This window comes from Amycolatopsis sp. BJA-103, from assembly GCF_002849735.1.
Lineage (GTDB): Bacteria > Actinomycetota > Actinomycetes > Mycobacteriales > Pseudonocardiaceae > Amycolatopsis.
Genome location: NZ_CP017780.1, coordinates 1,342,741 through 1,369,453, shown reverse-complemented (window position 1 = coordinate 1,369,453; position 26,713 = coordinate 1,342,741). Strand labels below are relative to the sequence as shown.

Genomic DNA, 26,713 nt, shown 5'->3' with positions numbered 1-26,713 from the left:
CTCCTTCCCTACCCTCAAGGTAGGCAAGGAGGCCTCCACGGACCGAAGCGATCAGGCGCCCGCGGCCGACTTCAGGTCCGCGGCCCGCGCCGTGCTCTCCCACGGGAGGCCCAGCTCGGGACGGCCGAAGTGGCCGTACGCGGCCGTCGGCGCGTAGATCGGGCGAAGCAGGTCGAGGTCGCGGATGATCGCGGCCGGGCGCAGGTCGAAGACCTGCGTGATGGCGCTCTGGATCTTCGACGGGTCGACCGTCTCGGTGCCGAACGTCTCGACGAAGAGACCCACCGGGGCCGCCTTGCCGATCGCGTACGCGACCTGGACCTCGGCGCGCGTGGCGAGACCGGCGGCGATGACGTTCTTCGCCACCCAGCGCATCGCGTACGCGGCCGAGCGGTCGACCTTGGACGGGTCCTTGCCCGAGAACGCGCCGCCACCGTGACGGGCCATGCCGCCGTAGGTGTCGACGATGATCTTGCGGCCGGTCAGGCCCGCGTCACCCATCGGGCCGCCGATGACGAAGCGGCCGGTCGGGTTGACCAGCAGCCGCACGTTGGAGGTGTCGAGACCGAGTTCGGCGAGCTCCGGGGCGACCACGTGCTCGCGGACGTCGACGCCGAGCATCTGCTCCAGGTCGATGCCGTCCGCGTGCTGGGTGGACACGACCACCGTGTCGAGCCGCACCGGCTGGTCGCCGGCGTACTCGATGGTGACCTGGGTCTTGCCGTCCGGGCGCAGGTACGGCAGCACGCCGTCCTTGCGGACCCGGGTCAGCCGCTGCGAGAGCCGGTGCGCCAGCGCGATCGGCAGCGGCATCAGCTCGGGGGTGTCCGAGCAGGCGTAGCCGAACATCAGGCCCTGGTCGCCGGCACCCTGGCGGTTGATCTCGTCCTCGTCGGACTCGACGCGGGACTCGTACGCGGTGTCGACACCCTGCGCGATGTCGGGCGACTGCGAGCCGATCGCGACGTTGACGCCACACGAGTTGCCGTCGAAGCCCTTGGCCGAAGAGTCGTAGCCGATCTTCAGGATCACGTCGCGGACGATGGTCGGGATGTCCGCGTAGGCCTCGGTGGTCACCTCACCGGCGACGTGCACCTGTCCGGTGGTGATGAGCGTTTCGACCGCGACCCGGCTGCGCGGGTCCTTGGCCAGCAAGCCGTCCAAGATCGAATCGCTGATGGCATCACAGATTTTGTCGGGATGACCCTCAGTCACCGATTCCGATGTGAACAGTCTGCTCGTGGACGCGGTCACGGTGGCCGTCACTCCCTCACCTAGACGTCTGGTGCCCACAAAGTTAGGCACCCCCAGCTTGATGCTCAAGCCTACTGACTATCGGTGGAGGGCCTCTCAACGCTTCATCAAGGTCACAACAGCGTCCCACAATGTGGACGCCAGCTCGGCCTTGGCGCCGAGCGGGATCGGGATCTCGGTCCCGTCCGCCCCGAGCAGCCAGCCCGAGTTGTCCTCGGTCCCGAACGCCTTTCCCTCGCCGACGGCGTTCACCACCAGCAGGTCCGCGCCCTTGCGCTTCAGCTTGACCCGGGCGTGGTCGAGGACGCCGCCCTTGTCGTCGCCGGTTTCCGCGGCGAATCCCACGACCAGCTGGCCGTCGATCCGGTTGCGCACCAGTTCGGCCAGGATGTCCGCGTTCCGGGCCAGTTCGACGACCGGGTCCGGCGAATCGTCGGACTTCTTGATCTTGTGTTCGGCCCGGTTCGACGGCCGGAAATCGGCGACGGCGGCGGCCATCACGACGACGTCGGCGGACGTGGCCTCGGCGTGCATCGCCTGGCGCAGTTCCTCGGCGGTGGACACGTGGACGACCTTCGCGCCCGCCGGATCCGGCAGCGCGATGGTGTGCGCGGTGACCAGGGTGACCTCGGCGCCGCGCTGGGCGGCGACGCGGGCCAGCGCGTAGCCCTGTTTGCCCGACGAACGGTTGCCCAGATAGCGGACCGGGTCGAGCGGCTCGCGGGTGCCGCCCGCGGAAATCGCCACGCGCACGCCTTCGAGGTCGCGCGGGAGGGCGTCCGGCACGGCGAGCAGGAGCCGGGCCAGGTCGACGATCTCGGCCGGGTCGGCGAGCCGTCCCTTGCCGGTGTCCTTGCCGGTCAGCCTGCCCGCGGCGGGTTCGGCGACGACCAGGCCGCGCGAGCGCAGCAGCGCCACGTTGTCGCGGGTGGCCGGGTGCTCCCACATCTCGGTGTGCATCGCCGGGAAGAAGGCGACCGGGCACCGGGCGGTGAGCAGGGTGTTCGTCAGCAGGTCGTCCGCGATGCCGTGCGCGGCCTTGGCGAGCAGGTTCGCCGTGGCGGGCACGACGATCACCAGATCGGCTTCCTTGCCGACGCGGACGTGCTGGACCTCGGGCACTTCGGTGAAGACGCCGGTGTGCACCGGGTTCCCGGACAGTGCCTCGAAGGTGGCCGCGCCGACGAAGTTCAGCGCGGCTTCGGTGGGGACCACGCGGACGTCGTGACCGGATTCGGTCAGTCCGCGCAGGACCTCACAGGCCTTGTAAGCGGCGATCCCGCCGCCTACGCCCAGGACGACCTTGGGTTTACTCACCCTCGGTGTGCTCGAGCAGGCCACCGTGGATCTCGCGCAGGGCGATGGACAGCGGCTTCTCGCGCGGGCCCGGCTCGACCAGCGGGCCGACGTACTCCAGCAGGCCCTCGCCCAGCTGGGCGTAGTAGTCGTTGATCTGGCGAGCGCGCTTGGCCGAGTAGATCACCAGCGCGTACTTCGAGCTGACCTTCTCGAGGAGGTCGTCGATGGGCGGGTTGGTGATGCCTTCGAGCTCTTCGTGCAGCGTGGCCTGAGTCGTCACTCGTGGTGCTCCGAATCTTCGGTGTTACTGGTCGCCGGTTATCAAGTTTAGCAACTGCTCGGCGGCGTCTCGCACGTCGGCGTTGACGACGCGCTCGTCGAACTCCCCGGCGGCGGCGAGTTCGCGCTCGGCCTCGGTCAGCCTGGCCTTCACCGCGGCCTCGTTCTCGGTGCCGCGGCCGGTCAGCCTGCCGACCAGTTCGTCCCACGACGGCGGCATCAGCATCACCAGCCGCGCCTCCGGCATCGCCTTGCGGACCTGCCGCGCGCCCTGGAGTTCGATCTCCAGCACGGCGTTGCGCCCGGCGGCCAAAGCCCGCTCGACGGGCTCACGCGGGGTGCCGTAGCAGTTGCCGGTGAACTCGGCGTGCTCCAGCAGCTCGCCCGCGGCGACCATGCGGTCGAACTCGGCGCGGTCGATGAAGTGGTAGTGCTCGCCGTCCACCTCACCCGGCCTCGGCTTCCTGGTGGTCACCGAGACGCTGAAATAGATCTCCGGATCCAGCTTGCGCAGCTCCCCCGCCACGCTCGACTTCCCGACCCCCGAAGGCCCTGATACGACCGTGAGCCGGTGCCGGGAAGAAACTCCCGCCACCGGCTCACCGCCGCGGTCAGCGCCCGGGATCACCGGGTGGTCCTGACCGGTGCCGCTCACTCGCCGCTGAATTCGGCCAGCAGCGCCTTGCGCTGCCGGTCGCCGAGGCCGCGAAGACGACGGCTGGGTGCGATCTCCAGTCGTTCCATGGTCTGCTGGGCACGGACCTTGCCGACGCCCGGAAGAGCCTCGAGCAGAGCCGAGACCTTCATCTTGCCGAGGACTTCGTTCTCCTCGGCCTGCTTCAACACGTCGACCAGAGTGGTACCGCCCCGCTTCAGCCGCTCCTTCAGCTCAGCACGGATGCGGCGGGCGGCGGCGGCCTTCTCCAGCGCCGCAGCGCGCTGTTCCTCTGTCAGCTGGGGAAGTGCCACGTTTTCCTCCGGTAGTTCTCAAATCTGGGTGGGTGTGGCGACGGTACCCACCCGTTACCTCGGCCCACAATGCGGGGGTGGCTGGTCATGACGGATTCCCGGGCCTGCTATTGGCCGTTTTCCAGGGAACCGAGGGAATCCCGTGTCCTCCGAACGGCCGCACGCAACGCTTCGGGATCCGGTCCGTGCTTGAGCACGTCGCGGGAAGACGCCGGGAGCACACCCGGCAGTCCGGGGCCGAAAAGTGCCCGCAAATCGGCCGGAGTGGCCCCCTGAGCCCCGAAACCGGGTGCCAGCACGGGACCGTTCAGCTTGCTCAGATCGAGCTCTCCCGGCGCGATGGTGGCACCGACGACGACACCGATGTCACCCAACGGCCCGGCACCGGCGTTGTACGCGGCCGCCGTGTCGACGATGTCCTGCGCGACGGTCTTTCCGTTGGGCAGCAAGGCGTTCTGCAATCCCTGCGCCTCCGGGTTGGAGGTCCGCGCGAGGACGAACAGCCCCTTGCCTTGCGCCTGCGCAACGTCGAGCGCGGGGGCCAGCGAGCCGAAGCCGAGGTATGGGGACACCGTTATGGCGTCGGCCTCGAGTTCCGCCCCGGACGGCAGGAAGGCCGCCGTGTACGCCGCCATCGTGGAGCCGATGTCGCCGCGCTTGACGTCCAGCAGGACGAGCGCGCCCGCTTCCCGGCACACCTTCATCGTCTTGGCCAGAACAGCGACCCCAGGAGGCCCGTAGGCCTCGAAAAAGGCCGACTGGGGCTTGATCACCGCGACCTCGGGCGCGATCGTCTCAGCGGCCGTGAGGGCGAACTTCTCCAAACCGCCCGCGTCCGCGGGAAGACCCCACGCCTGGAGCAACCCGGGATGGGGGTCGATCCCGGCGCAGAGCGGCCCCTTCTCCGCGACCGCCCGCGCCAGCCTCGCCCCGAACCGCTCGCTCATGCCTTGGCCTTCAGCGCCGCCTGAAGGCTCTGCAGCGAGCGGACGCCGATGTCGCCCTTGATGACGGCCTCTATCCCGTGCACGGCCGCCGCGGCACCCTGCACCGTGGTGATGCAGGGGATGTCGCGCGACACCGCGGCGGTACGGATTTCGTAGCCGTCGATGCGCGGACCGCTGTTCCCGTAAGGAGTGTTGATCACCATCTGCACTTCGCCGCTGAGGATGACATCCACGACGTTCTGCTCGCCTTCGGCGGAACCTTCGTAGTGCTTGCGCACGACGGTGCAGGCGATCCCGTTGCGCCGCAACACTTCCGCCGTACCCGAGGTGGCGAGGATCTCGAACCCGAGGTCCGCCAGCCGCTTCACCGGGAACACCAGCGAGCGCTTGTCGCGGTTGGCGACGGAGACGAACACCTTGCCCGACGTCGGCAGCGAACCGTAGGCCCCGGCCTGGGACTTGGCGAACGCCTTCCCGAAGGAGACGTCGACGCCCATGACCTCGCCGGTCGACTTCATCTCCGGGCCGAGCAGCGAGTCGACACCGTGGCCCTCGGGGGTGCGGAAGCGGTGGAACGGCAGGACCGCCTCCTTGACCGCGACCGGCGAATCGGCGGGCATGCGGCCCCCGTCACCCTCGGCCGGGAGGACGCCGGACTCGCGCAGGTCCTTGATCGACGAGCCGGTCATGATCAGCGCCGCGGCCTTGGCCAGCGGCACCGCGGTCGCCTTCGACACGAACGGCACCGTCCGCGAGGCGCGCGGGTTGGCCTCCAGGACGTACAGGACGTCGTCCTTGAGCGCGTACTGGACGTTCAGGAGCCCGCGGACGCCGACGCCGCGCGCGATGGCCTCGGTCGACCGGCGCACCGTCTCGATGTCGGTCCGGCCCAGCGTGATCGGCGGCAGCGCGCAGGAGGAGTCGCCGGAGTGGATCCCGGCCTCCTCGATGTGCTCCATGACGCCGCCGAGGAAGAGGTCGTCGCCGTCGAACAGCGCGTCGACGTCGATCTCGATGGCGTCGTCGAGGAAGCGGTCCACCAGCACCGGGTGCTCGGGGGTGACCTCGGTGGCGCGGTGGATGTAGCCGGCGAGCGACTCCTCGTCGTAGACGATCTCCATGCCGCGTCCGCCCAGTACGTAGGACGGCCGCACCAGGACCGGGTAGCCGATCTTGTCGGCGATCCGCTTGGCGCCCTCGAACGAGGTCGCCGTGCCGTACTTCGGCGCGGGCAGCCCGGCGTCGGTGAGGACCTCGCCGAACGCGCCGCGGTCCTCGGCGAGGTGGATCGCGTCCGGGGAGGTGCCGATCACGGGCACGCCGGCGTCGGCGAGGCGCTTCGCGAGCGAAAGCGGCGTCTGGCCGCCCAGCTGCACGATGACCCCGGCGACGGTGCCCGACTCCTGCTCGGCGTTGACCACTTCCAGGACGTCCTCGAACGAGAGCGGCTCGAAGTAGAGCCTGTCCGAGGTGTCGTAGTCGGTGGAGACGGTCTCGGGGTTGCAGTTGACCATGACCGCTTCGAAACCGGCCTCGCGCAGGGCGATCGCGGCGTGCACGCACGAGTAGTCGAACTCGATGCCCTGCCCGATGCGGTTCGGCCCGGAACCGAGGATCAGGACCTTCGGCTTCTCGGTCTGCGCGGTGATCTCCGACTGCGCCGCGGGGTCGGTCTCGTAGGCCGAGTAGTGGTACGGCGTCTTGGCCGCGAACTCGGCCGCGCAGGTGTCGACGGTCTTGTACACCGGCCGCACGCCGAGACGGCGGCGCAGCGCGCGGACGCCGTCCTCACCCGCCAGTTCAGGCCGCAGCGCGGCGATCTGGCGGTCGGAGAGGCCGGTGCGCTTGGCGCGGCGCAGCAGCGGCTCGTCGAGCACCTGGGCGTCACGGACCTCGGAACCGACCTCGCCGATGAGGGCGATCTGGTCGATGAACCACGGGTCGATGCCCGAAGCCTCGTGGATCTGCTCGACGGTGCCGCCGAACCGCAGCGCCCGCTCGACCTCGTAGATCCGGCCGTCGTGCGGCGTGCGCAGGGCGTCCAAAATGGACTCCAGCGTCGCGCCTTCGGGATCGGGGCGGGTCCAGAAACCGGTGGCCTTGGTGTCGATGGACCGCAGGGCCTTGCCGAGCGCCTCGGGGAAGCTGCGGCCGAACGACATCGCCTCGCCGACGCTCTTCATCGTCGTGGTCAGCGTGGGGTCCGCGCCGGGGAACTTCTCGAAGGCGAACCGCGGCACCTTCACCACGACGTAGTCCAGGGTCGGCTCGAAGGCCGCCGGGGTCTCGCCGGTGATGTCGTTGCGGATCTCGTCGAGCGTGTAGCCGATGGCGAGCTTCGCGGCGATCTTGGCAATCGGGAAGCCGGTGGCCTTCGACGCCAGCGCGCTCGACCGGGAGACGCGCGGGTTCATCTCGATGACGACCATGCGGCCGTCGGCCGGGTTGATCGCGAACTGGATGTTGCAGCCGCCGGTGTCGACACCGACCGCGCGCAGCACGTCGATGCCGACGTCGCGCATGTGCTGGTACTCGCGGTCGGTCAGGGTCATCGCGGGCGCGACGGTGACCGAGTCGCCGGTGTGCACGCCCATCGCGTCGATGTTCTCGATCGAGCAGACGACCACCACGTTGTCGTGCCGGTCGCGCATGAGCTCGAGTTCGAACTCCTTCCAGCCGAGGACGCTCTCCTCGATGAGCACCTCGGTGACCGGCGACTCGTCGAGACCGGTGGAAGCGAGCCGCTCCAGCTCCTCGTCGGTGTGCGCCATGCCCGAGCCGAGCCCGCCCATGGTGAACGACGGCCGGATGACGACCGGGAGGCCGACCTCGGCGACGGTCGCGCGGACCTCGTCCATCGTGGTGCAGACGCGGCTGCGCGGGGTCTCGGCGCCGATGTCGGCGACGATGTTCTTGAACTTCTGCCGGTCCTCGCCGCGCTGGATGGCGTCGATGTCGGCACCGATCAGCTCGACGCCGTACTTCTCCAGGACACCGCGGTCGTGCAGGGCGACAGCGCAGTTCAGCGCCGTCTGCCCGCCCAGCGTCGCGAGGATCGCGTCGGGGCGCTCCTCGGCGATGACCTTCTCGACGAAGTCCGGCGTGACCGGCTCGATGTAGGTCGCGTCGGCGAACTCGGGGTCGGTCATGATGGTCGCCGGGTTCGAGTTCACCAGCGAGACGCGCAGTCCCTCTTCGCGGAGTACGCGGCAGGCCTGGGTGCCGGAGTAGTCGAACTCCGCCGCCTGGCCGATCACGATCGGCCCGGAGCCGATCACCAGCACGTGCTGGATGTCTGTCCTCTTCGGCATTACTTGGCCTTCTCCATCAAAGCGACGAACTCATCGAACAGGGGGGCCGCGTCGTGCGGGCCGGCGGCGGCCTCGGGGTGGTACTGCACCGAGAACGCGGGGACGTCGAACGCGCGGACACCTTCGACGGTGTCGTCGTTCGGGCAGTAGTGCGAGATCTGCGCGGCGCCGAACGGCGTCTCGAACCGCTGTCCCGGCTCGCCTTCGAGGGCGAATCCGTGGTTCTGCGCGGTGATCGCGACCCGTTTCGTCGCCACGTCGATCACCGGGATGTTGATCCCGCGGTGGCCGTAGCGCATCTTGTAGGTGCCCAGTCCCAGCGCGCGGCCGAGGATCTGGTTGCCGAAGCAGATGCCGAACAGCGGGATTTCCCGCTGCAGCACCGCTTTCGTCAGCTCGGTCGCGTGCGCGGTGGTCGCCGGGTCGCCCGGGCCGTTGGACAGGAACACGCCGTCCGCCTCGACCGCGAGCAGTTCGTCCACAGTGGACGACGAGGGCAGCACGTGCACCTCGATGCCGCGCGCGGCCATCATGCGCGGGGTGTTGGACTTGATGCCCAGGTCCAGCGCGGCCACGCGGAACTTCCGCTCGCCCTGCGCCTCGACCACGTATGCCTGCTTGGTGCTGACCTCGCCGGCGAGGTCGGCGCCCTTCATCTGCGGGCTGCCCTGCACCTCGGCGAGCATCTGCTCGTCGCTGCCCAACGCGTCACCCGAGAAGACGCCGGACCGCATGGCGCCCTGCTCGCGCAGGTGCCGGGTCAGCGTGCGGGTGTCCACTTCGGAGATCCCGACGACGCCCTGGCGCTCCAGTTCCTCGTCCAGCGTTCGCTTCGAGCGCCAGTTGGACGGGGTGCGCGCGGGGTCTCGGACGACGTAGCCGGAAACCCAGATGCGCGAGGACTCGTCGTCCTCGTCGTTCCAGCCGGTGTTGCCGATCTGCGGCGCGGTCTGGACCACGATCTGCCGGTGGTAGGAGGGGTCGGTCAGCGTCTCCTGGTAGCCGGTCATGCCGGTGCAGAACACCGCCTCGCCCAGGCTCCGCCCACGGGCGCCGTACGCGGAGCCGCGGAACACGCGGCCGTCCTCCAGGACCAGCGCGGCGGGGGTCCTGGAACCGTTCGTGGTGCTCATCAGGCACCTCCCTTGATGTCGTTGCGAGTGTCTTGCAAAGCTTCGATCCACTGTGGATAGTCGTCGACGTCGTCGCCGCGGAATCCGGTGTCCAGTGCGACGTCACCGGCGAGCCAGGTGACGACGAGCAGCGCGTCGATGCCCATCACCTTCCCGGCCATGCCCTTGTCCTTGCGGACGCCGGTGACCGACGCGCGCGGGATCCAGAAGTCCGGGGCGCCGCCGCGTTCGATGGCGATGCCGTCGGCGTGCAGGCGCCAGACCGCGCCGGTGCGCAGGCCCGCGCCGCGGGTGACGACCCGCTCTTGCCAGTGCCCCGCCGTCGTCGTGCTGATGTAGACGCCGGTCGACTCGATCAGCGCGTCGCCGGGCTCCGCCGGGATCTCGGCGAACGGCGGCACCTGGACGCTCTGCGCGCGGGACTTCCGCCGCCAGCCGCGCCACATCAGGAGGACGCAGACGAGGAAGAAGGCGAAGACCGCCAGGGTCAGCAGGATCCGGTCGCTCATGGGGTGATCTTCCCTTCCCGCGCGGTGATCCGCCCGCGCAGCAACGTCGCCGTCACCACGCCGGGGAGCCGCATTCCTTCGTACGGGGTGTTCGCCGCGATACTCGCGAACTCGGCGCCCCGCACGGTCCATTCGGTGTCCGGGTCCACCAGTGTCAGGTTGGCCGGTTCGCCGACCTCGATCGGACGGCCGTGGTCGGACAGGTTCCCGATCTCGGCGGGCCGCTCGCTCATCACGCGCGCGACGCCCCGCCAGTCCAGCAGGCCGGTGCGGACCATGGTCTCGACCACGATCGACAGCGCGGTCTGGAGACCGAGCATGCCGGGGCGCGCGGAGTTCCACTCGCAGTCCTTGTCCTGGACCGCGTGCGGCGCGTGGTCGGTGGCGACGCAGTCGATGACGCCCTCGGCCAGCGCGGCGCGCAGCTTCTCGGCGTCGGACCCGGTGCGCAGCGGCGGGTTGACCTTGTTGACCGGGTCGTAGGTGGCGAGCCGCTCGTCGGTCAGCAGGAGGTGGTGCGGGGTGACCTCGGCCGAAACCTTGGTGCCACGCTCCTTGGCCCACTTCAGGATGTCGGCCGTGCCCGAGGTCGAGACGTGGCAGACGTGCAACCGCGCGTTCGCGTGCCGGGCGAGCAGGCAGTCGCGGGCGACGATCGACTCCTCCGCCGAAGCGGGCCAGCCGGTGTAGCCCAGGCGCGCGGAGTGCTCGCCTTCGTGCGCCTGCGCGCCGACGGTCAGCCGGGGCTCCTCGGCGTGCTGGGCGATGACCACACCGAGCGCCGTCGAGTACTCCAGCGCGCGGCGCATCAGCAACGGGTCCGCGACACACAGGCCGTCGTCGGAGAAGACCTTCACCTGGGCTTCGGACTTCGCCATGGTGCCCAGTTCGGCGAGCCTCTCGCCCTTGAGGCCCACGGTGACCGCGCCGACCGGGTGCACGTCGACCAGCCCGGCCTCCTGGCCGCGGCGCCACACGTGGTCCACGATCACCGCGTTGTCGGCCACCGGATCGGTGTTGGCCATGGCGAACACCGCGGTGTAGCCGCCGAGCGCGGCCGCGGCCGAACCGGTGGCGATGGTCTCGGTGTCCTCGCGGCCGGGTTCACGCAGGTGAGTGTGCAGGTCGACGAAACCGGGGAGCAGCACCTGGCCGCCCGCGTCGATCACTTCGGCGTCTGAGGTGTCTTCGGGGACGTCCAGGGCACCGATGTCGGTGATGACCCCGTCCTCGACGAGTACGTCGACCGGGTCGCCCTCGCCGTAGGGTCGGGCGCCCTTGATCAGGACGGTGGTCACGCGGCGGCTCCTTCGCTGGCGAGCAGGTGGTAGAGGACCGCCATGCGCACGTGGACGCCGTTGCGGACCTGTTCGGTGATGGCCGAGGCCGGGGAGTCGGCGACCGCCGAGGCGATCTCCATCCCGCGCAGCATCGGACCGGGGTGCAGGACGACGGCGTGCTCGGGCAGGAGTTTCATCCGTCGTTCGTTGAGGCCGTACGCGATCGAGTACTCACGCGCCGAGGGGAAGAAGCCCCCATGCATGCGCTCGGCCTGCACTCGCAACATCATGACCGCGTCGACCGCGGGCAGTTCGGCGTCGAATTCGTGCGACACCGTGACCGGGAGGCTTTCCACCCCGGCGGGCAGCAGGGTCGGCGGCGCGACGAGCACCACCTCGGCGCCCAGCGAGGACAGCAGGTGGATGTTCGACCGCGCGACCCGGCTGTGCAGGACGTCGCCGACGATGGCGATCCGGCGGCCCTCCAGCGAGCCGAGCCGCTCCCGCAGGGTCGCCGCGTCGAGCAGCGCCTGCGTCGGATGCTCGTGAGTACCGTCACCCGCGTTGACGACCGCCGTTCCCGCTTCGGCGAGCCAGCCCGAAAGCCGCTGTGCCGCACCGGATGCGGGGTGCCGGATGATCACGCAGTCGGCGCCCGCCGCGGCCAGCGTCAGCGCGGTGTCCCGCAGTGATTCGCCCTTGTTGACCGAGGAACTGGACGCGGAGACGTTGATCACGTCGGCGCTCATCCACTTCCCCGCGATCTCGAACGAGACGCGGGTGCGGGTCGAGTTCTCGTAGAACAACGTGATGACGGTGCGGCCGCGCAACGTCGGCAGTTTCCGGACCTCGCGGCCCAGCAGGGTGTGCTTGAGCTCTTCGGCGGTGTCCAGCACGGCTGTCGCGAGCGCCGGGTCGAGCCCGTCGGTGGCGAGCAGGTGCTTCACGATCGGTCTCCTTCTGGTGAAGCGCTCTCATTCAACGACCGGAGCAGCACCGAGTCCCGTCCGTCCACTTCGGACAGCAGGACCTCGATCCCCTCGGCACGCGAGGTGGGCACGTTCTTGCCCACGTAGTCGGCGCGGATCGGCAGTTCGCGATGGCCGCGGTCGACCAGCACGGCCAGCTGGACCGCGCGCGGGCGGCCGTGGTCGCGCAGGGCGTCGAGGGCGGCGCGGACGGTGCGGCCGGAGAACAGCACGTCGTCGACCAGGATCACCACCGCGTCGTCGATACCGGTCGGCGGCAGCTGCGAATGTTCGAGCGCGCGGGGCGGGCGGCGGCGGAGATCATCACGGTAGAGCGTGATGTCCAGCGCGCCGGTCGGCGGACGGATGCCGGAGAACTCGGCGATCTTGTCCGCGAGCCGCAGAGCGAGCGGGGTACCCCGGGTGGGGATGCCCAGCAACACGGGCGGAGTCGAGCCACCGGCACCGAGAGCGGTCTTCTCGATGACCTGGTGGGCCATTCGGGCGATCGTGCGCGCGACATCCCCGGACGAGAGCAGCTCGCGCTCTCCCGCCGGTTCCGCCGCGCCACGGGGACGTGACGACAAGGCGGACCTCCTTCCCCGCCTCTCTGGACGGGTCCTTAAAGGACGTCGACTTCCTGCGTGGCGAGGAAATCGAATCGACACTAGCAGGAGCGGGACCTCAGTCTTATGGGTGGCGCGCCCCAGGTGACGAACGCCTCTCGAAAGCACCCGCTTGACCTGGTGACAACTATGCGTAACCATTACTCTGAGTATTCGACTCTAGAGTCCCCTGGACCGGTCACTTCGACCGGTTGGGGGTGAGGAAACGGAGAACCACCAGATGGGCGATTACGCCAAGGCGCTCGGGGCCAAGCTCCGGGGGATCCGCCAGCAGCAGGGCCTGTCCCTGCACGGGGTCGAGCAGAAGTCCGGAGGCCGCTGGAAGGCCGTCGTCGTCGGCTCGTACGAGCGCGGCGACCGCGCCGTCACCGTGCAGAAGCTCGCCGAGCTGGCCGATTTCTACGGCGTGCCGGTGGTGGAACTGCTGCCGGAGGGCCGGGTGCCGTCGGGTGCCGAGCCAGCCACGAAGATCGTCATAAACCTGGAGCGCCTACAGCAGCTCCCGGCGGAGAAGGTCGGACCGCTCGCCCGCTACGCGGCCACCATCCAGAGCCAGCGCGGCGACTACAACGGCAAGGTGCTCTCCATCCGCACCGAGGACCTGCGTTCACTGGCGATCATCTACGACATGACCCCCGGTGAACTCACCGAGCAGCTGATCGACTGGGGTGTGCTGCCGCCCGAGGCTCGACCGTCCAAAGAGGACTAGAGGTGAGGACGTTTTCGGTCGGGGGGCCGGAAACGTTGCACCATCAAGGTGACCAAGGGAAACGCTACCGAGGCGAAGGTGACCGAGGTCCTTTGATCTTTTGGAGTCGCGCCTTTTGGCCGGCAGGCCCCGCGATCGTGATGACAGGGCGCCCTCCAGCCTGACGTGAGAGTCAACGCTGAAGAGCGCCCTGGCAGCACGATCGCGGCAGCGCGATCAGAGAACAGCGCGCAGCCTGTCGGCGATCGTGCCGATGCGGCCGAGCACGCCGTTCACGAACCGCGGCGAGTCGTCGGTCGACAGCTCCTTCGCCAGCCCGACGGCCTCGTCGATGGCGACCGGGTCCGGCACGTCCGTGGCCCACAGCAGCTCGTAGACACCGACCCGCAGCACCGCCAGGTCCACCGGCGGCATCCGGTCCAGCGTCCAGCCCTGAGCGTGCTCCGAGAGCAGCTCGTCGATCTGGGTCTTCCGCCCGGTGACGCCCTCGACCAGCGAGATCGTGTAGTCCGCGATCGGGTCGACCTCGACCGAACCGACCCTGTCCGCCAGCAGCGTCACGGCGTCGGCACCGCGCTGGGCGGCCTCGTACATCATCTCGACGGCACGCTTGCGCGCCTGCCGTCGGCTGATCGGCCCACCGCGGTTCGGCGACTTGGCTGACTTGTCTGAACCGGCCATCAGTTGGAGACGCGGCCCAGGTAGCGGCCGTCACGGGTGTCGACCTTGATCTTCTCGCCGGTGGTGAGGAACAGCGGCACCTGGATCTCGGCGCCGGTCTCCAGGGTGGCCGGCTTGGTGCCACCGGTGGAACGGTCGCCCTGCAGGCCGGGGTCGGTGTGCTGGACGATCAGCTCGACCGAGGTCGGCAGCTCGATGTACAGCGGCGTGCCCTCGTGCACCGCGACCTGGACCTCGAAGTTCTCGAGCAGGTAGTTCGCGTTGTCGGCGACGGTCTCGGCCAGCACGGTGATCTGGTCGTAGGTCTCCGAGTCCATGAACACGAAGTCCGCGCCGTCCTTGTACAGGTACGTCATGTTGCGGCGGTCGACGGTGGCCGTCTCGACCTTCGTTCCCGCGTTGAAGGTCTTGTCGACGACCTTGCCGGTCAGCACGTGCTTGAGCGTGGTGCGGACGAACGCGCCGCCCTTGCCCGGCTTGACGTGCTGGAACGCGGTGACGGTCCAGAGCTGGCCGTCGAGGTTGAGGACGAGCCCGTTCTTCAGGTCGTTGGTGGTGGCCACGAGTGTGCAGTCTCCTGTGTCGATCTTCCGGGCCGCCGTCAGACGACCACGAGTTCCTTGGTGCTCAGCGTGAGGAGTTCGGGCGTACCTTCCCGCACGACCAGCGTGTCCTCGATGCGCACGCCTCCGCGTCCGGGCAGATACACACCAGGTTCGACGGTGACGGCCATACCGGCGGACAGTGTACCGACGCCGGTGGTGGCGAGGCTGGGCGCCTCGTGCACCTGCAGTCCGACCCCGTGGCCGAGACCGTGGCCGAACTCCTCGCCGCGCCCCGCGCCGACGATCACGCCACGGGCCGCCTTGTCCACTTCGGACACTTCGGCGCCGGGAAGAACGGCGTCGCAGCCCGCCGCCTGCGCGCGCTGGACCAGCTCGTAGATCTCTTCCTGCCACGCCGCGGGCTTGCCGAGCACGAAGGTGCGGGTCATGTCGGAGTGGTAACCGTCGACCGTGGCGCCGAAGTCGATCTTGACGAAGTCGCCGGTCGCGAGCACGGCCGGGGTCGGCCGGTGGTGCGGGATCGCGGAGTTGACGCCCGCCGCGACGATCGTGTCGAACGAAGGCCCTGTCGACCCGTGGCCGAGCATGCGATTCTCCAGGTCACGGGCGACGTCGAGCTCGGTGCGGCCCGGGCGCAGCCCACCGGCGGACACGAGGTCCTCCAGCGCCCTGTCGGCCGCGGCGCACGCCTGGCGCAGCGCCTCGATCTCCTGCTCGTCCTTGACCAGCCGCAACTGCTCGACGAGACCGGGCGTCCGGACCAGCTGGACGCGGTCGAAGCGCACCTTGAGGTCCTCGTGCTGCTCGACACTGACGTGCTGGCTCTCGAACCCGGTCTTGCCGAAGTCTTTTTCGGCCGCCAGATCGGCGAGCTTGGCCGCGCTCGCGCGGTCCAGCACCCGCTCGAGGTCGGGCACCTCGGTCGCCGACTGGACCGTATAGCGGCCGTCGGTACAGAAGATCGTCTTGTCGTCACCGCCCTCGTGGACGAGGAGAGCGGCGTTGGACCCGGTGAAGCCGGTCAGGTACCTGATGTTGAGCAGGTCCGTGACCAGCAGCGCGTCCACGCCGGAGTCGGCCAGCAGGGAACGCAGCGCCGCGCGGCGGCGAGAGAAGTATTCACGCACTGTCTTATTATGTCGCGCGCTGACGGAAACGTCTCGCAGGGCGCGGACCGCTCGGAACTCACGTGGCCGTCAAAGGGCGCCCTGCAATCCGCTTCCGTGGGCCTCCGGCCCAAAAGAGGCGCGCGACGGTGGTAGCAAGAGCATCGCCACTGGCGGGTGGGGGTGACTGTCGCTACTCGCGAGTTAAACTCGCCCCATGGCACCGTGGCTGACTCGTGGACTCGTGATGGCGCTGCTGCACGGCGTGGCCGTCACCGTGCTGGCCAAGTACGAGGTCTTCAACCCCACCGACAAGACCCTCGTCACCTCCCTCGCCCTCGCGATCCTGGTCGGCGCGGCGGCGGGCTGGAGCGCCGTGGACGCCTGGCGGGGCAAACCCGACAGCGGCCGGAACTGGTTCATCGCGGCGCTGATCGCGGGCCCGGTCTCGGGCGTGCTGTACGTGATCGGGCGCGCGGTGTTCGTCGACCAGACCGGCGCCTCGGAACTCGCCGGCGCGCTCACCGGCGGCGCCGCCTTCTCGGCCCTGCTGGTGCTCCTCCCGGCCGGGCTCGGCCTGTTCGTCGGCGGCCGCATCACCAAGACCGGGGACGACGAAGAAGAAGATCAGCCCGCGAGCGGGAAACCGGCCGGGAAGCCGTCCCAGGCCTGATCGCTGATCTCCTCGACGGTCGAGTCGTTCAGCGCGGCGGCCCCGGCGTCCGGCACGGCGAACAGCTTGCCGTCGAGCACCACGCCGATCCCGCGACCGGGCGCGCGCACCATCTTCGCCCCGGCGCTCAGGCGTGCGGCCTGCGGGAACTTCTCGACGACCTTGAGCCGCTGGTCCAGCACCTCGCCCGCGAGCGCCGCCGCCACCGAGCGCCGGTCGACCCGTACCAGTTTGCCGTCGGCGACCAGGTCGATGGTCCGCTGAGGCGAAGGCATCGCGACGCCTTCGAACGCGGTCCGGGTCCGGGCGTCGCCGTCGCAGGCCCGCGAGCCGCGGACGTCCAGGCCGAAATGCTTGAGGTCGGTCGGCGCCCCCGCGCCGCCGACGATCGTGGCCCGGACGACGTCGAACGGGACCCTGTCGCAGACGTCGCCCGAGGAGAGCGGCGCGTGCCCGTCGGACCGCCGGACCAGGCCGGGACCCTCCTTCCACGCGCCGGGGATGACCACCGGCCGGTACGGCTGCGCGCTGAAATCCCTGGTCCAGAAGGTGAGCGTGGTGCCGGTGTCGGTCTCGTGCGCGATCACGAAGGCGTCGAGCGAGCCGACCCACATCAGATCGGTGCTGAACCCGTCGACCAGCGAGCGGGTGCGCGGCGAGATCGTGCTGGGCTTGGGCACGAAGCCCTGCTCCCCCAGCGTCTCCACGCCCTGGCTGAAGGCCGCGTCCTTGGCGCGCAGCAGGAACTGCCCGGCGCCGTTCCACCCGGCGGCCTTGGCCGTGGTGTCGGTGAAGAGCACGTAGAACCAGCCGTCGAGGTACACCGCCGAGGGCTGGCCAGCGCCGTAGACGTTGTTGGCGCGGTGCACGTCGTGCGAGGGGCCGATGATCGGCTGCCCGCCTGCCGCCCGGGTCCACTTGAGCCCGTCGGGGCTGGTGGCGAGCCCGATCGAGTTGCCGAGCGCGTGATCGCCCGCCGCGCCGGTGTAGTACATGTAGTAGGTCGAGCCGACCTTGATCACCGAGGGATCGCAGGTGTGCATCCCGTCGAAACCGCCGGGCGCGCCGGAGAACACCGCAGCGGGGCCGCCGCCGGACGGGCCGGTGAAGGGACCGTCGAGCGAGGGCGACTGCGCGTAGAGGACGTCGTCACCGGGAGGCTGGGCGCTGCCGTACTGGCTGCACCACCACATCCGGAGCTTGCCGCCGTCCCGCATCACGGTCGGGCCGTAGTTGTAGACCGCGTCCTGATCGCCGGCCGCGACCACTCCGCCGCCGGCGCGAGGGTCGCCCGTGGCGAGCTCGACGTCCATCGGCCGGGGCTTCTCACCGGGCGTCAGCTGGACTCCGCCGATCCCGCCGCCCTTGCCGTCGGCCTGGGACTGCGTGTGGCCGTCGCTGCACGCCATGAGGACCGCGCCGACCGCGAGGAGGGCCACCACGACACGGGCGGGTCGCCGACCCCCACGAAAAAGGCGCATGATGGCCGAGTGTAGCGAGACTTAACCCAGCTGGGTGACGTCACTCCCCGGTAGGGCGACCAATTCCACTTCGAAGCCATCGGCGTTTTCGAGGTAGGCGGCGTAGTGGTGATCACCCCCCGCATACGGAAACTTGTCCGCGAACATCGGCGACCAGCCATGTTCGACGGCCTTCGAAGCCAGATCGTTCACCCGATCGCCTGAGGCGACGTGCAGCGCGAGGTGGTTCAGGCCCGGCGCGGTGCGCTCGTGCTTTTCGCCGCTGAGCGCGGGAGAACGCTCGACGACGAGGTACGTCGAGCCGAGTTTCCAGCTGACGCCGGCGGGCCAGCGCTGGAATTCCCGCCAGCCGAGTTCGCCGAGCAGCCAGCCCCAGCTCTCCTCGGCGCGCGCGAGGTCCGGCACCCATAGTTCGATGTGGTGGGCCCGCCCGTGCTCCGACGGCAACGCGACGAGCACGCGATGCGGCCCGCTGCCGTAGTGGTCGCCGCTGCCGACGTCCAGGAAACCCAAGCGCCGCACCAGATTCAGACTGGCCACATTGGACTCACCGACCAGCGCCCACACCGACGACAGCCCGAGCACGACGAGCCCGTGCTCCAGCAGGGCTCGCGCGGCCTCGGTCGCCAAACCCTGCCCGCCGTGCGCACGCGCCAGGTAGTAGCCGATCTCCGGAACCCCGCCGGGCAGTTCTTCCGACGGCCGCAGATGCGCGAGGCCGATCACCTCGCCGTCGCGTTCGATCGCCCAGTGCCCCATCCCGGCCGGGCCGCTGTACGCCAGCCGCCGTCCGACCATCTCGCGGACGAGGTCCGGGTCGGTGAGCGGAACCGCGAAATGCGCGCTCAACGCCGGATCGGCGAAGAGCTTGACGATCTCCTCGGTGTCGGACTCGGTCAGCGCGCGCAGCCGCAGCCGCGATGTCGTGATTTCGGGCGGGTTGTTCATGCCGCGTTCGCGGCCATCCAGCGCAGGGCGAGCGGATAGCCGTCGACCCCGAGCCCGGCGATGACGGCGGTGGCGATATCCGAAAGCACGCTGTGGTGCCGGAACTGCTCGCGCTTGTGCACGTTGGAGATGTGCAGTTCGATCAGCGGCGCCTCGAGCTGGGCGGCGGCGTCGCGGACCGCGATCGAGTAGTGCGTCCACGCGGCCGCGTTGAGCACCACCGGCCAGCCCGCGTCGGCGGCTTCGTGCAGCCAGCCGACCATCTCGCCCTCGTGGTCGGTCTGGCGGACCTCGACGTCGATCCCGAGTTCCTTGCCGGTCCCGACGCACGTCTCGGCCAGATCGGCGTGCGTCGTGGAACCGTAGATACCGGGTTCGCGCAGGCCGAGCCTGCCGAGGTTGGGACCGTTGAGGACGAGCACCTTCACAGCAGCACGCTCCCGCCGGCCTTCGGGGCTTCTCCAGCCACCACCGAGTACGCCGCCGCGAGCAGCGACGGGTCGGGGCCTTCCAGCCTGCCGGGCTTGGCGAGCCCGTCCAGGACGACGAAGCGCAGCACGCCCGACCGGGTCTTCTTGTCGCCCTTCATCGTCTCCAGCAGGTGCGGGAGCGCGTCCGGGTCGTAGGTGGTCGGCAGTCCCAGCATCTTGAGCACGGCCGTGTGCCGCTCCGCGGTGGCGTCGTCGAGACGGCCGGCCAGGCGCGCGAGCTCGGCGGCGAACACCAGGCCGACGCTGACGGCGGCACCGTGGCGCCACCGGTACTTCTCGCGGCGTTCGATGGCGTGGGCGAGGGTGTGGCCGTAGTTGAGGATCTCGCGCAGGTCCGACTCGCGCAGGTCCGCGGCGACGACGTCGGCCTTGACCTGGATCGAGCGGCGGACCAGCTCGCCGATGATCTCGCCGGTGGTGTCCAGCGCCGCGGCCGGGTCCTGCTCGACGAGTTCGAGGATGCGAGGGTCCGCGATGAACCCGGCCTTGACGACCTCGGCCATCCCGGCGACGAGTTCGTTGGGCGGCAACGTTTCCAGCGTCGCGAGGTCGACCAGGACCGCGCTCGGCTCGTGGAAGACGCCGACGAGGTTCTTGCCCGCCTCGGTGTTGATGCCGGTCTTCCCGCCGAGCGAGGCGTCGACCATGCCCAGCAGCGTGGTGGGGACGTTGACCAGCCGGACGCCACGCATCCAGGTCGCGGCGACGAAGCCCGCCAGGTCGGTCACGGCGCCGCCGCCGAGCCCGACGACCACTCCCTGGCGGTCCAGGCCCATGCGGCCGAGGACCTCCCAGCAGAAGCTGGCGACGGTGAGCGCCTTGCCGTCCTCGGCGTCGGGGATCTCGACCCGGTGCGCGTCGATCCCGGCCTCGGCCAGTTCGTCGCGGATGGCCTCGGCGGTGGTCGTCAGCGTCGGCGGGTGGATCAGCGCGACCTTGGAGGCGTCGGCGAGCTGCTCGGTGAGCTCGCCCAGCAGGCCGCGCCCGATGACGACGTCGTACGGCTTGGCGGTGTTGACGGTGATGCGAACCGGCTCGGTCATCGTTTCCCTCACTTCGGCGGAAGCCGCTTGGCCCTGGCGACCTCGCAGGAGATCTTGCCCTTGACCGGGGTGTCCCCCGGGATCTCTTCGGTCACCTTCTGGCCCGGCGTCATCCGGTTCTTGGCGAACAGCGCCTCGCCGGAGGCCTTGCCCTCGGCGTCCTTGATCGCGATGGTGACGGCGTAGCGCGCGTCCTCACCGGTGCTGTTCGTGACCTCGATGGTGACCTTCGGGGTGTAGCTGGTGCTCTCGCACTTCATGACCTGGACGTCGGCGGCGACATCGGCTTCGGGCGCGGCCGAAGCGGTGGCCGAGCCGGTCGCCGCGGCGCTGGTCTGGATCACGTCCGAGCCCGGGGGCTGCTTTTCCTCGCTGCAGGCGGTCAGGCTCAAGGTCAAGACGGCGAGAAGAACGCCGGCGATGGTGCGCTTCATGCTCGTTCCTTGCTGATCTCGGTCAGTCCGATGACGGCGGCCTCGACGACCTCGTCGGGCGTCAAGTGGTCGGTTTCGATCTCGAACGTGGCCACCTCGCTGTACACCGGCAGCCGTGCGTCGAGCAGTGCCTTGTAGGTGGCGCGGGGGTTGACCCCGGCCAGCAACGGGCGCGCCGTGGACAGCCCGGCGCGCTGGACCCCGGCGGCCATCCCGACGTTGAGGAAGACCACCGTGTGCCCGGCCAGCCGCTCGCGGGTGCCCGGGGTGATCGGGGCCCCGCCGCCCAGGGAGAGGACACCGTCGTGTTCGGCCAGTGCCTTCGCGACCATCTCCTCCTCCAGCGCGCGGAAGGCGGGCTCGCCCTCCTCGGTGAAGATGTCGGTGATGGGCTTGCCCGCGCTCGCGACGATGTCGTCGTCGCTGTCACGGAAGGCGAGACCGAGCCGGGCGGCGAGCGCCGGGCCGACCGTGCTCTTGCCCGAACCCGGCGGCCCGATGATCACCGCGCGAGGGGTCACCAGCGCTCCTCGAGCGCCTTCAGGTAGCCCTCGACGTTGCGCTTGCCCTCGGCCAGCGAGTCCCCGCCGAACTTCTCCAGCGCGGCGTCCGCGAGGACCAGCGCGACCACCGACTCCAGCACGACACCGGCGCGGGGTACCGCGCAGACGTCGGAACGCTGGTGGATGGCCACCGCGGGCTCGCCGGTCGTGACGTCCACAGTGGACAGTGCCTTGGGGACGGTCGAGATCGGCTTCATCGCGACGCGCACGCGCAGCGGCTCGCCGTTGGTGATACCGCCCTCGAGCCCGCCCGCGCGGTTGGACCGGCGGGTCACCCCGACCGGACCGGTGCCGCGGTCGATCTCGTCGTGGGCCTGGCTGCCCCAGCGCTTGGCCGTGGTGAAGCCGTCACCGACCTCCACGCCCTTCATCGCCTGCACGCCCATGAGCGCGCCGGCGAGGCGGGCGTCGAGCCTGCGGTCCCAGTGCACGTGCGAGCCGAGGCCCGGCGGCAGGCCGTAGGCGATCACCTCGATCACGCCGCCGACGGTGTCACCCGCCTTCCGCACGGCGTCGACCTCGGCGACCATCGCGTCGGTCCCCTCCTGGCCGAAGGCGCGGACCGGGCTCTCGTCGATGGCGGGCAGGTCCGACGCCACGGGCAGCGGGCCCTCCGGCGCCGAGGCGCCGCCGATCGACACGACGTGGCTGAGGATCTCGACCCCGAGCAGCTGCTTGAGGTACGCGCGGGCCACCGTGCCGAGCGCCGTCCGCGAGGCCGTCTCGCGGGCACTCGCGCGCTCCAGCACCGGACGGGCCTCGGGGAAGCCGTACTTCTGCATCCCGGGCAGATCCGCGTGGCCGGGCCGGGGACGGGTCAGCGGCTCGTTGCGCGCCAGGCCGTCCAGTTCCTCGGCGGGCACGGGATCGGCCGACATGACCTTTTCCCACTTGGGCCACTCGGCGTTCTCGATCTGGACCGCTACGGGGCCACCTTGGGTCAGCCCGTGCCGGACGCCACCGGTGAACTCGATGTGGTCGGTCTCGAAGCCCATCCGGGGGCTGCGGCCGAAGCCGAGCCTCCGTCGCGCGAGCTGCTCGCCCACTTCGGCGGTGGTGACCTCGACCCCGGCTGGCATCCCTTCCAGGATGGCGGCGAGGGCGGGTCCGTGCGATTCCCCTGCGGTTATCCAGCGCAACACCTGATAGATCCTGTCACAACCTCCTCTCCGTCCCAGGACAGGCCGGGCTATCCCGGACCAGGTCCGGCGAAGAGCGCGAGCGCCCACGCCGCGACCAGGAGACCGGGCCCGTGCGGCACGGTCGGATGCCGGGGCCCGCCCACCGCGAGTGCCACGCTCAACAGCGCCGCGGCGACGGCGCCGAGCACGACCGACGGCCAGCCCGTCGCGGCGAGTACCGCGCCCACGCTCCCGGCGAGCTTCACGTCACCGGCGCCGAGCGAGCGCGGCGAAAGCGCGTGGACGAGCGCGTGCGCCCCGCCGAAGACCAGCGCGCCGAGGACGGCCCGCCAGGCGATGTCCGCCCCTCCCCCGGCGGCGGCGACCGCGAGCGCGGCGGCGAGGGCCGGGTACGCGGGCAGGGTCAGGACGTCGGGCAGGCGGCGGTACTTGAGATCGGCGAGCGCGAGCGGGACCGCGAAGACGGTCAGCACGGCCGGGACCGCGAGCCACCACGACGGCCACGCTCCCGCTTGGTGACGCAGGCTGACCGCGAGGAGCAGCGCGGCCGTGAGGCCCGCCGCCCACGCCGTCACCGGCGCTCCCGCCCGGCGCAGGCAGGAGCGTGTGGCGAGCGCCGATCCGGCGCCCGCCACCGTGAAGGCGATCGGCAGGAACACAAGATCAAGAGTGCGCCCGTCGCGCTCGGTGAGGCAAGGATTTCTTTTCGTGACAGGGACTTTCACGCACTTTCGGCAGGACGGGCGGGGGCTGAAGGGGCCCTTCGCCGCATGTCACGCGGTGAAGGGAGCTTTCGCCGCATCGCATGCGGTGAAAGCGTCCTTCAGCGCCAGCAACAGGAGGACGCGGCGGGTTATCGGCTCCGCGCGACGCCGGACCTGCGGCACCGGCTGTGTGGATTTTGGGACGTTGGACGACCAGAAATCCACACAGTCCCGCGCGATCGGTCCGGTCACGACGGGGTGTGTGGAAATAGGGACATCGAACGTCCCTATTTCCACACACCCCTCACCCTGAGCGACACTTCGCGCCCTCATCGGCCACATCAACCGGACACTCTGCCTCAACCCTCAATACCGCAGGTGGCTGAAGGGGCCCTTCGCCGCATGCGACGCGGTGAAGGGAGCTTTCGCCGCATCGCATGCGGGGAAAGCGTCCTTCAGCTCCCGCCCCCGTCCGGAACTTTTCCGCTCCAGCCCCAATCCCTCCCGCTCCCGGCACCGAAGGCCTGTCATGACACCGGGATCAGGGGTTCATCCGCAGCAGCGGGAGACCCGAGGGCGTGCGGATCTCCAGCGCCTTGATGTCGCCGGTGCGCATCGCGGTGCCGACCACGATGTGCGCGGTGTCCTTGGGCATCGCGCGCCAGGACGCCAGTTCGCTGGTGCCGCCGTCGGCGTCGACGGCGACCAGGATGTAGTCCCCGGTGCGGTTGCCGCCGTAGCTGCAGGTCATGTCGACCTTCGTGCCGGTGTCCGTGGCGGACATGGCGACCTCGGCGGTCACCGGGTAGTCGCCGAGCAGGGTCATCGGGTTCCCGGCGGCCGCGATCGGCCCGGTCAGGACGACCGCGAGCGCGACGCTGGCCGCGACCGCCACCCCGGTGGCCGCGGTGGTGATCGCCCGTTGGATCCGCCTTCCCCGGCGGACCCGTTTGAGCACGGTCGGCAGCAGTTCCGGCGAGGGCGCCGGTTCCTCCTCCAGCAGCGCGGGGGCACCGGCCTGTGCGAGGAGACCGGGGATCCCGGCCAGATCGCGCACCGAAGCGGCGCACCGGTCGCACACACGAAGGTGTTTCTCGTACGCGAACCGGTCCTCCGGGGACAACGCCCCGAGCACGTAGGCCGCGTCGTAAGTGGCGAAGGGGTCGGTCATTGAGTCACCCCTCTTTCCTCCAATACCAGCCGCAACGCCCGCAAGGCGTAGTGCGTCCGCGACTTGATCGTCCCTTCGGCCACACCCAGCCGCTTCGCAGCGTCGGCGACGGAGTAACCCTGGAAATAGCACAAAACGAGCACGTCCCGATGTCTCGGCGAGAGCTCACCGAGGGCTTCGGCGACCAGCCAGCCCTGGACCGCCCGCTCCGTGCCGTCCGTGACCGACGTTTCGGGTGGTTCGCCGGTCATCACCTCCGGATGCGCCTCGGCGGCGCGCCAGTCGTCGATGGCGATCCGTCTCGCGACGGTGAACAGCCAGCCCCGCGCCGACCCCTCGGACTGGTCGAGCACCTTGGCGTTGCGCCAGGCCCGCAGCAGCGTCTCCTGGACGACGTCCTCGGCGCGGACCCGGTCTCCGCTGGTCAGGTGCAGTGCGTAGGACCAGAGCGCCGCGGCGTGCTCCTCGTGCAAAGCCCGCATCAGCCGGTCCTCCGCGAATTCCTTCACCGATCCGTGCTTTCGCGGTTGAAGAGCAGAGGGAGGGCGAAGACCACGCAAGCCACCTCGGTGATCAGGCCCCAGAGCTCGGCCTGGGTGGTGAAGCGCTCGGAGACGCCGAAGAACCCTGTCGTCAGCGAAAGCACGTACGCACCCAGCGTCGCCAAGCCGAAGCCGACCGCCGCGAGCACGGGAAGCCAGTGGTGCCAGACCAGGACGGCGACCGCGATGACCACGCCGGCCACCACGTTCACCAGGAAGAGCGGACCGACCACCGCCGTTTCGGACGCCCAGTCCTGCCATACGACGTAATGCACCCACGCCGAGCCGAGCAGGCCCGCCGCCACCACCGCCCGCAACAACCACCGGATCATGTCCGTATCTCTTTCCGCGTGTTCGGTTCCCCTATGCCTTTGAACACGGAAAAAAGGGGCTCCCGGTTCAATCCGGCACCCGATGGTCGGCGAAATTGAACCGGTCGGCCGCTCCGGACGTGTGTATGGGCATGACTGCCGAACTCCACTCCCGCCGCACCGTCCTGACCACCGGGGCCGCCGTCGCCGGCGCGGCCGTCGGTGCCGTGGCCCTCACGGCCTGCGGAAGCGACAAGCCGTCGGCCGGCTCGGCCGCGGCACCGCCCGCCGCGGCACCGGGCGAAACCCTGACCGCGCTCTCCGACATCGAGGTCGGCCAGGCGAAGGCCGCCAAGACCGCCGACGGCAAGGACGTGATCGTCACCAGGACCGCCGAAGGCACCGCGGCCGCGTTCAGCGCGATCTGCACGCACCAGGGCTGCGCGGTCGTCCCGGAGGGCGCGGAACTCAAGTGTCCTTGCCACAACTCGATCTTCGACGCGAAGACCGGCGCGGTCAAAAAGGGGCCCGCGGACCAGCCGCTGCCTTCGATCGCGGTCAAGGTCACCAACGGCCAGGTCGTCACGGCCTGACGAAACGCGAGAAGGGTCCCTTCAGGACGAGATTCGTCCTAAAGGGACCCTTTCGGGTAGAACTTTTCAGCTGTCCCAGGTGAAGATCGGGTCGCCCGCCTCGACATCGCCGCCGGTGAGCAGTCCTGAAAGGACCTCGGCCTTCGCGTCCAGCGCCACCACGGGCACGATCGGCGAGTAGCCCGCGGCCACGACCGCCTCGGGATTCCATTCGACGACCGGCTGCCCGGCGCGGACGGTCTCACCCTTGACGACGTGGAGGGTGAACCCCTCGCCCTTCTGCTTGACCGTGTCGATTCCGAGGTGGACCAGCACGCCGCGGCCGTCTTCGGTGGCCACCACGAAAGCGTGCGGGTGCAGGGTCACGACCGTCCCGTCGACCGGCGAGACCGCGTCCTGGCGCCCGCCCGAAGGCAGGACCGCGAGGCCGGGGCCGACCATCGCCTGCGCGAAGACCGGATCGGGCACTTCGGTCATAGCGGTCGTCTTACCGCTGACCGGGCTCAGAATTTCGAGACTCACATCAAGTCCTCGATGTCGCTGGCGATCGTGTCGGCCTCCGGCCCCACGATCACCTGGACACCGGCACCCATGCGCACGACGCCCATCGCGCCGGCGGCCTTCAGCGCCGCCTCGTCGAGCAGGCTCATGTCTTCGAGCTCACAGCGCAGCCGGGTGATGCACCCTTCCACCTCGATGACATTCTCGGCGCCGCCGAGCGCCGCGAGGATCTTTTCCGGCCTGTCATCCGCCATCGCGGTCTCCCTGTTCCCTGTCGGTTTCCCACATGCGAACCAGCTGTACTACGCCGTTCGCCGACTCGCACGCCATCCCTGGCCACGAACGCGTAACGGTGGTTGACACCCGCTCGTGCGACGGAGCATCCTGCCCCATCGGATCATTGGTCTAGACCGGAACGTACCAATCTTCCGGACCAGATGCGAGTACGGGTACCCAACCGAACGGACCGAAAGGACGGT

The 26,713-nt window shown here is 69.7% G+C and carries 30 protein-coding genes and 2 pseudogenes; 3 read left to right on the top strand and 29 right to left on the bottom strand.

Annotated elements, in window-relative coordinates; genetic code table 11:
• Positions 1 to 51: 51 nt before the first annotated feature.
• The 12 genes and pseudogenes from metK to pyrR form a co-directional block, all read right to left on the bottom strand.
• The gene (metK, locus tag BKN51_RS06455; protein ID WP_168214541.1) at positions 52 to 1,254 is read right to left on the bottom strand and encodes a methionine adenosyltransferase; all 1,203 of its coding nucleotides are present in this window, start codon (positions 1,252 to 1,254) and stop codon (positions 52 to 54) included.
• 96 nt (positions 1,255 to 1,350) lie between these two features.
• The gene (gene coaBC / locus BKN51_RS06450; protein WP_168214279.1) at positions 1,351 to 2,571 is read right to left on the bottom strand and encodes a bifunctional phosphopantothenoylcysteine decarboxylase/phosphopantothenate--cysteine ligase CoaBC; all 1,221 of its coding nucleotides are present in this window, start codon (positions 2,569 to 2,571) and stop codon (positions 1,351 to 1,353) included.
• Entirely contained in the window at positions 2,564 to 2,833 is a 270-nt protein-coding gene (rpoZ, locus tag BKN51_RS06445) for a DNA-directed RNA polymerase subunit omega (RefSeq protein ID WP_005152353.1), read from the bottom strand. The genes coaBC and rpoZ overlap by 8 nt, the downstream gene beginning before the upstream one ends.
• Positions 2,830 to 3,487, bottom strand: a pseudogene (gene gmk, locus BKN51_RS06440) (guanylate kinase). The gene rpoZ and the pseudogene gmk overlap by 4 nt, the downstream one beginning before the upstream one ends.
• Complete coding sequence (gene mihF, locus BKN51_RS06435) at positions 3,484 to 3,801, bottom strand: integration host factor, actinobacterial type (protein ID WP_003096398.1); 318 nt, start codon at positions 3,799 to 3,801, stop codon at positions 3,484 to 3,486. The pseudogene gmk and the gene mihF overlap by 4 nt, the downstream one beginning before the upstream one ends.
• A 107-nt stretch (positions 3,802 to 3,908) precedes the next feature.
• A complete protein-coding gene (gene pyrF, locus BKN51_RS06430) occupies positions 3,909 to 4,748 on the bottom strand; it encodes an orotidine-5'-phosphate decarboxylase (RefSeq protein WP_101606740.1) in 840 nt (279 codons plus the stop codon).
• Complete coding sequence (gene carB, locus BKN51_RS06425) at positions 4,745 to 8,059, bottom strand: carbamoyl-phosphate synthase large subunit (RefSeq protein WP_101606739.1); 3,315 nt, start codon at positions 8,057 to 8,059, stop codon at positions 4,745 to 4,747. The genes pyrF and carB overlap by 4 nt, the downstream gene beginning before the upstream one ends.
• On the bottom strand, positions 8,059 to 9,192 hold the full coding sequence (gene carA / locus BKN51_RS06420) for a glutamine-hydrolyzing carbamoyl-phosphate synthase small subunit (RefSeq protein ID WP_101606738.1): 1,134 nt from the start codon (positions 9,190 to 9,192) through the stop codon (positions 8,059 to 8,061). The genes carB and carA overlap by 1 nt, the downstream gene beginning before the upstream one ends.
• Entirely contained in the window at positions 9,192 to 9,701 is a 510-nt protein-coding gene (locus tag BKN51_RS06415) for a PH-like domain-containing protein (RefSeq protein ID WP_101606737.1), read from the bottom strand. The genes carA and BKN51_RS06415 overlap by 1 nt, the downstream gene beginning before the upstream one ends.
• Positions 9,698 to 10,999: a dihydroorotase gene (locus BKN51_RS06410; RefSeq protein WP_101606736.1), complete on the bottom strand. Its 1,302-nt coding sequence runs from the start codon at positions 10,997 to 10,999 to the stop codon at positions 9,698 to 9,700. The genes BKN51_RS06415 and BKN51_RS06410 overlap by 4 nt, the downstream gene beginning before the upstream one ends.
• Complete coding sequence (locus BKN51_RS06405; protein ID WP_101606735.1) at positions 10,996 to 11,928, bottom strand: aspartate carbamoyltransferase catalytic subunit; 933 nt, start codon at positions 11,926 to 11,928, stop codon at positions 10,996 to 10,998. Before BKN51_RS06405 ends, BKN51_RS06410 begins: the two co-directional genes overlap by 4 nt.
• Positions 11,925 to 12,536: a bifunctional pyr operon transcriptional regulator/uracil phosphoribosyltransferase PyrR gene (gene pyrR, locus BKN51_RS06400; protein WP_005152376.1), complete on the bottom strand. Its 612-nt coding sequence runs from the start codon at positions 12,534 to 12,536 to the stop codon at positions 11,925 to 11,927. Before pyrR ends, BKN51_RS06405 begins: the two co-directional genes overlap by 4 nt.
• A gap of 259 nt (positions 12,537 to 12,795) precedes the next feature.
• On the opposite strand from pyrR, the gene bldD reads away from it, so the two are divergent.
• A complete protein-coding gene (gene bldD / locus BKN51_RS06395; RefSeq protein ID WP_003096372.1) occupies positions 12,796 to 13,284 on the top strand; it encodes a transcriptional regulator BldD in 489 nt (162 codons plus the stop codon).
• 216 nt (positions 13,285 to 13,500) lie between these two features.
• Here the strand turns inward: bldD and nusB are convergent, their stop codons facing one another.
• The 3 genes from nusB to BKN51_RS06380 are packed head-to-tail and all read right to left on the bottom strand — an operon-like array spanning position 13,501 to position 15,658.
• Positions 13,501 to 13,965, bottom strand: a complete 465-nt coding sequence (gene nusB / locus BKN51_RS06390) for a transcription antitermination factor NusB (protein ID WP_101606734.1) — start codon at positions 13,963 to 13,965, stop codon at positions 13,501 to 13,503.
• Positions 13,965 to 14,528 carry an elongation factor P gene (gene efp, locus BKN51_RS06385; RefSeq protein ID WP_101606733.1) on the bottom strand — a complete coding sequence of 188 codons (564 nt, stop codon included), beginning with the start codon at positions 14,526 to 14,528 and terminating at the stop codon, positions 13,965 to 13,967. Before efp ends, nusB begins: the two co-directional genes overlap by 1 nt.
• 38 nt (positions 14,529 to 14,566) lie before the next feature.
• Positions 14,567 to 15,658 (bottom strand): M24 family metallopeptidase, encoded by a 1,092-nt coding sequence (locus tag BKN51_RS06380; RefSeq protein WP_101606732.1) that lies wholly within the window; start codon positions 15,656 to 15,658, stop codon positions 14,567 to 14,569.
• A 196-nt stretch (positions 15,659 to 15,854) separates the two neighbouring features.
• On the opposite strand from BKN51_RS06380, the gene BKN51_RS06375 reads away from it, so the two are divergent.
• Entirely contained in the window at positions 15,855 to 16,310 is a 456-nt protein-coding gene (locus BKN51_RS06375; protein ID WP_168214278.1) for a B-4DMT family transporter, read from the top strand.
• Here the strand turns inward: BKN51_RS06375 and BKN51_RS06370 are convergent.
• The 12 genes from BKN51_RS06370 to BKN51_RS06320 all read right to left on the bottom strand — a co-directional run bounded on the left by BKN51_RS06370 (position 16,265) and on the right by BKN51_RS06320 (position 25,161).
• Complete coding sequence (locus tag BKN51_RS06370; protein ID WP_101606730.1) at positions 16,265 to 17,752, bottom strand: beta-xylosidase; 1,488 nt, start codon at positions 17,750 to 17,752, stop codon at positions 16,265 to 16,267. The genes BKN51_RS06375 and BKN51_RS06370 overlap by 46 nt on opposite strands.
• 60 nt (positions 17,753 to 17,812) lie before the next feature.
• Entirely contained in the window at positions 17,813 to 18,739 is a 927-nt protein-coding gene (locus BKN51_RS06365) for a GNAT family N-acetyltransferase (protein ID WP_101606729.1), read from the bottom strand.
• Positions 18,736 to 19,167 (bottom strand): type II 3-dehydroquinate dehydratase, encoded by a 432-nt coding sequence (gene aroQ, locus BKN51_RS06360; protein ID WP_101606728.1) that lies wholly within the window; start codon positions 19,165 to 19,167, stop codon positions 18,736 to 18,738. The genes BKN51_RS06365 and aroQ overlap by 4 nt, the downstream gene beginning before the upstream one ends.
• Positions 19,164 to 20,273 carry a 3-dehydroquinate synthase gene (gene aroB, locus BKN51_RS06355; RefSeq protein WP_101606727.1) on the bottom strand — a complete coding sequence of 370 codons (1,110 nt, stop codon included), beginning with the start codon at positions 20,271 to 20,273 and terminating at the stop codon, positions 19,164 to 19,166. The genes aroQ and aroB overlap by 4 nt, the downstream gene beginning before the upstream one ends.
• An 8-nt stretch (positions 20,274 to 20,281) precedes the next feature.
• Positions 20,282 to 20,707 carry a hypothetical protein gene (locus BKN51_RS06350; RefSeq protein WP_101606726.1) on the bottom strand — a complete coding sequence of 142 codons (426 nt, stop codon included), beginning with the start codon at positions 20,705 to 20,707 and terminating at the stop codon, positions 20,282 to 20,284.
• Positions 20,704 to 21,228, bottom strand: coding sequence for a shikimate kinase (locus BKN51_RS06345; RefSeq protein ID WP_168214277.1), 525 nt, complete (start codon positions 21,226 to 21,228; stop codon positions 20,704 to 20,706). The genes BKN51_RS06350 and BKN51_RS06345 overlap by 4 nt, the downstream gene beginning before the upstream one ends.
• Positions 21,225 to 22,412 (bottom strand): chorismate synthase, encoded by a 1,188-nt coding sequence (gene aroC, locus BKN51_RS06340; RefSeq protein ID WP_101606724.1) that lies wholly within the window; start codon positions 22,410 to 22,412, stop codon positions 21,225 to 21,227. Before aroC ends, BKN51_RS06345 begins: the two co-directional genes overlap by 4 nt.
• A gap of 47 nt (positions 22,413 to 22,459) precedes the next feature.
• On the bottom strand, positions 22,460 to 23,071 hold the full coding sequence (locus BKN51_RS06335) for a prepilin peptidase (RefSeq protein ID WP_101606723.1): 612 nt from the start codon (positions 23,069 to 23,071) through the stop codon (positions 22,460 to 22,462).
• 114 nt (positions 23,072 to 23,185) lie between these two features.
• The gene (locus BKN51_RS42970; protein ID WP_146044397.1) at positions 23,186 to 23,368 is read right to left on the bottom strand and encodes a hypothetical protein; all 183 of its coding nucleotides are present in this window, start codon (positions 23,366 to 23,368) and stop codon (positions 23,186 to 23,188) included.
• A 289-nt stretch (positions 23,369 to 23,657) separates the two neighbouring features.
• Entirely contained in the window at positions 23,658 to 24,287 is a 630-nt protein-coding gene (locus tag BKN51_RS06330; RefSeq protein ID WP_101606722.1) for an anti-sigma factor family protein, read from the bottom strand.
• A complete protein-coding gene (locus BKN51_RS06325; protein WP_101606721.1) occupies positions 24,284 to 24,796 on the bottom strand; it encodes a sigma-70 family RNA polymerase sigma factor in 513 nt (170 codons plus the stop codon). Before BKN51_RS06325 ends, BKN51_RS06330 begins: the two co-directional genes overlap by 4 nt.
• Positions 24,793 to 25,161: a hypothetical protein gene (locus BKN51_RS06320; RefSeq protein WP_101606720.1), complete on the bottom strand. Its 369-nt coding sequence runs from the start codon at positions 25,159 to 25,161 to the stop codon at positions 24,793 to 24,795. Before BKN51_RS06320 ends, BKN51_RS06325 begins: the two co-directional genes overlap by 4 nt.
• A 131-nt stretch (positions 25,162 to 25,292) precedes the next feature.
• Here BKN51_RS06320 and BKN51_RS06315 point away from each other — a divergent pair, with 131 nt between their 5' ends.
• Positions 25,293 to 25,733: a QcrA and Rieske domain-containing protein gene (locus tag BKN51_RS06315; RefSeq protein WP_101613075.1), complete on the top strand. Its 441-nt coding sequence runs from the start codon at positions 25,293 to 25,295 to the stop codon at positions 25,731 to 25,733.
• Positions 25,734 to 25,799: 66 nt separating this feature from the next.
• Here BKN51_RS06315 and BKN51_RS06310 read toward each other — a convergent pair whose 3' ends face one another.
• Positions 25,800 to 26,255, bottom strand: a complete 456-nt coding sequence (locus tag BKN51_RS06310) for a PTS sugar transporter subunit IIA (protein ID WP_101606719.1) — start codon at positions 26,253 to 26,255, stop codon at positions 25,800 to 25,802.
• A pseudogene (locus tag BKN51_RS06305) lies at positions 26,252 to 26,497 on the bottom strand (glucose PTS transporter subunit EIIB); the annotation flags it as partial. The pseudogene BKN51_RS06305 and the gene BKN51_RS06310, both read right to left, overlap by 4 nt.
• Between the last annotated feature and the right edge of the window lie 216 nt (positions 26,498 to 26,713).

Bases quoted from the DNA above. Each gene is read 5' to 3' on its own strand.
- pyrF (WP_101606740.1), bottom strand. From the start codon at position 4,748: ATGAGCGAGCGGTTCGGGGCGAGGCTGGCGCGGGCGGTCGCGGAGAAG.
- carB (WP_101606739.1), bottom strand. From the start codon at position 8,059: ATGCCGAAGAGGACAGACATCCAGCACGTGCTGGTGATCGGCTCCGGG.
- carA (WP_101606738.1), bottom strand. From the start codon at position 9,192: ATGAGCACCACGAACGGTTCCAGGACCCCCGCCGCGCTGGTCCTGGAG.
- BKN51_RS06415 (WP_101606737.1), bottom strand. From the start codon at position 9,701: ATGAGCGACCGGATCCTGCTGACCCTGGCGGTCTTCGCCTTCTTCCTC.
- bldD (WP_003096372.1), top strand. From the start codon at position 12,796: ATGGGCGATTACGCCAAGGCGCTCGGGGCCAAGCTCCGGGGGATCCGC.
- nusB (WP_101606734.1), bottom strand. From the start codon at position 13,965: ATGGCCGGTTCAGACAAGTCAGCCAAGTCGCCGAACCGCGGTGGGCCG.
- BKN51_RS06375 (WP_168214278.1), top strand. From the start codon at position 15,855: ATGGCACCGTGGCTGACTCGTGGACTCGTGATGGCGCTGCTGCACGGC.
- BKN51_RS06365 (WP_101606729.1), bottom strand. From the start codon at position 18,739: ATGAACAACCCGCCCGAAATCACGACATCGCGGCTGCGGCTGCGCGCG.
- aroB (WP_101606727.1), bottom strand. From the start codon at position 20,273: ATGACCGAGCCGGTTCGCATCACCGTCAACACCGCCAAGCCGTACGAC.
- BKN51_RS06350 (WP_101606726.1), bottom strand. From the start codon at position 20,707: ATGAAGCGCACCATCGCCGGCGTTCTTCTCGCCGTCTTGACCTTGAGC.
- BKN51_RS06330 (WP_101606722.1), bottom strand. From the start codon at position 24,287: ATGACCGACCCCTTCGCCACTTACGACGCGGCCTACGTGCTCGGGGCG.
- BKN51_RS06320 (WP_101606720.1), bottom strand. From the start codon at position 25,161: ATGATCCGGTGGTTGTTGCGGGCGGTGGTGGCGGCGGGCCTGCTCGGC.
- BKN51_RS06315 (WP_101613075.1), top strand. From the start codon at position 25,293: ATGACTGCCGAACTCCACTCCCGCCGCACCGTCCTGACCACCGGGGCC.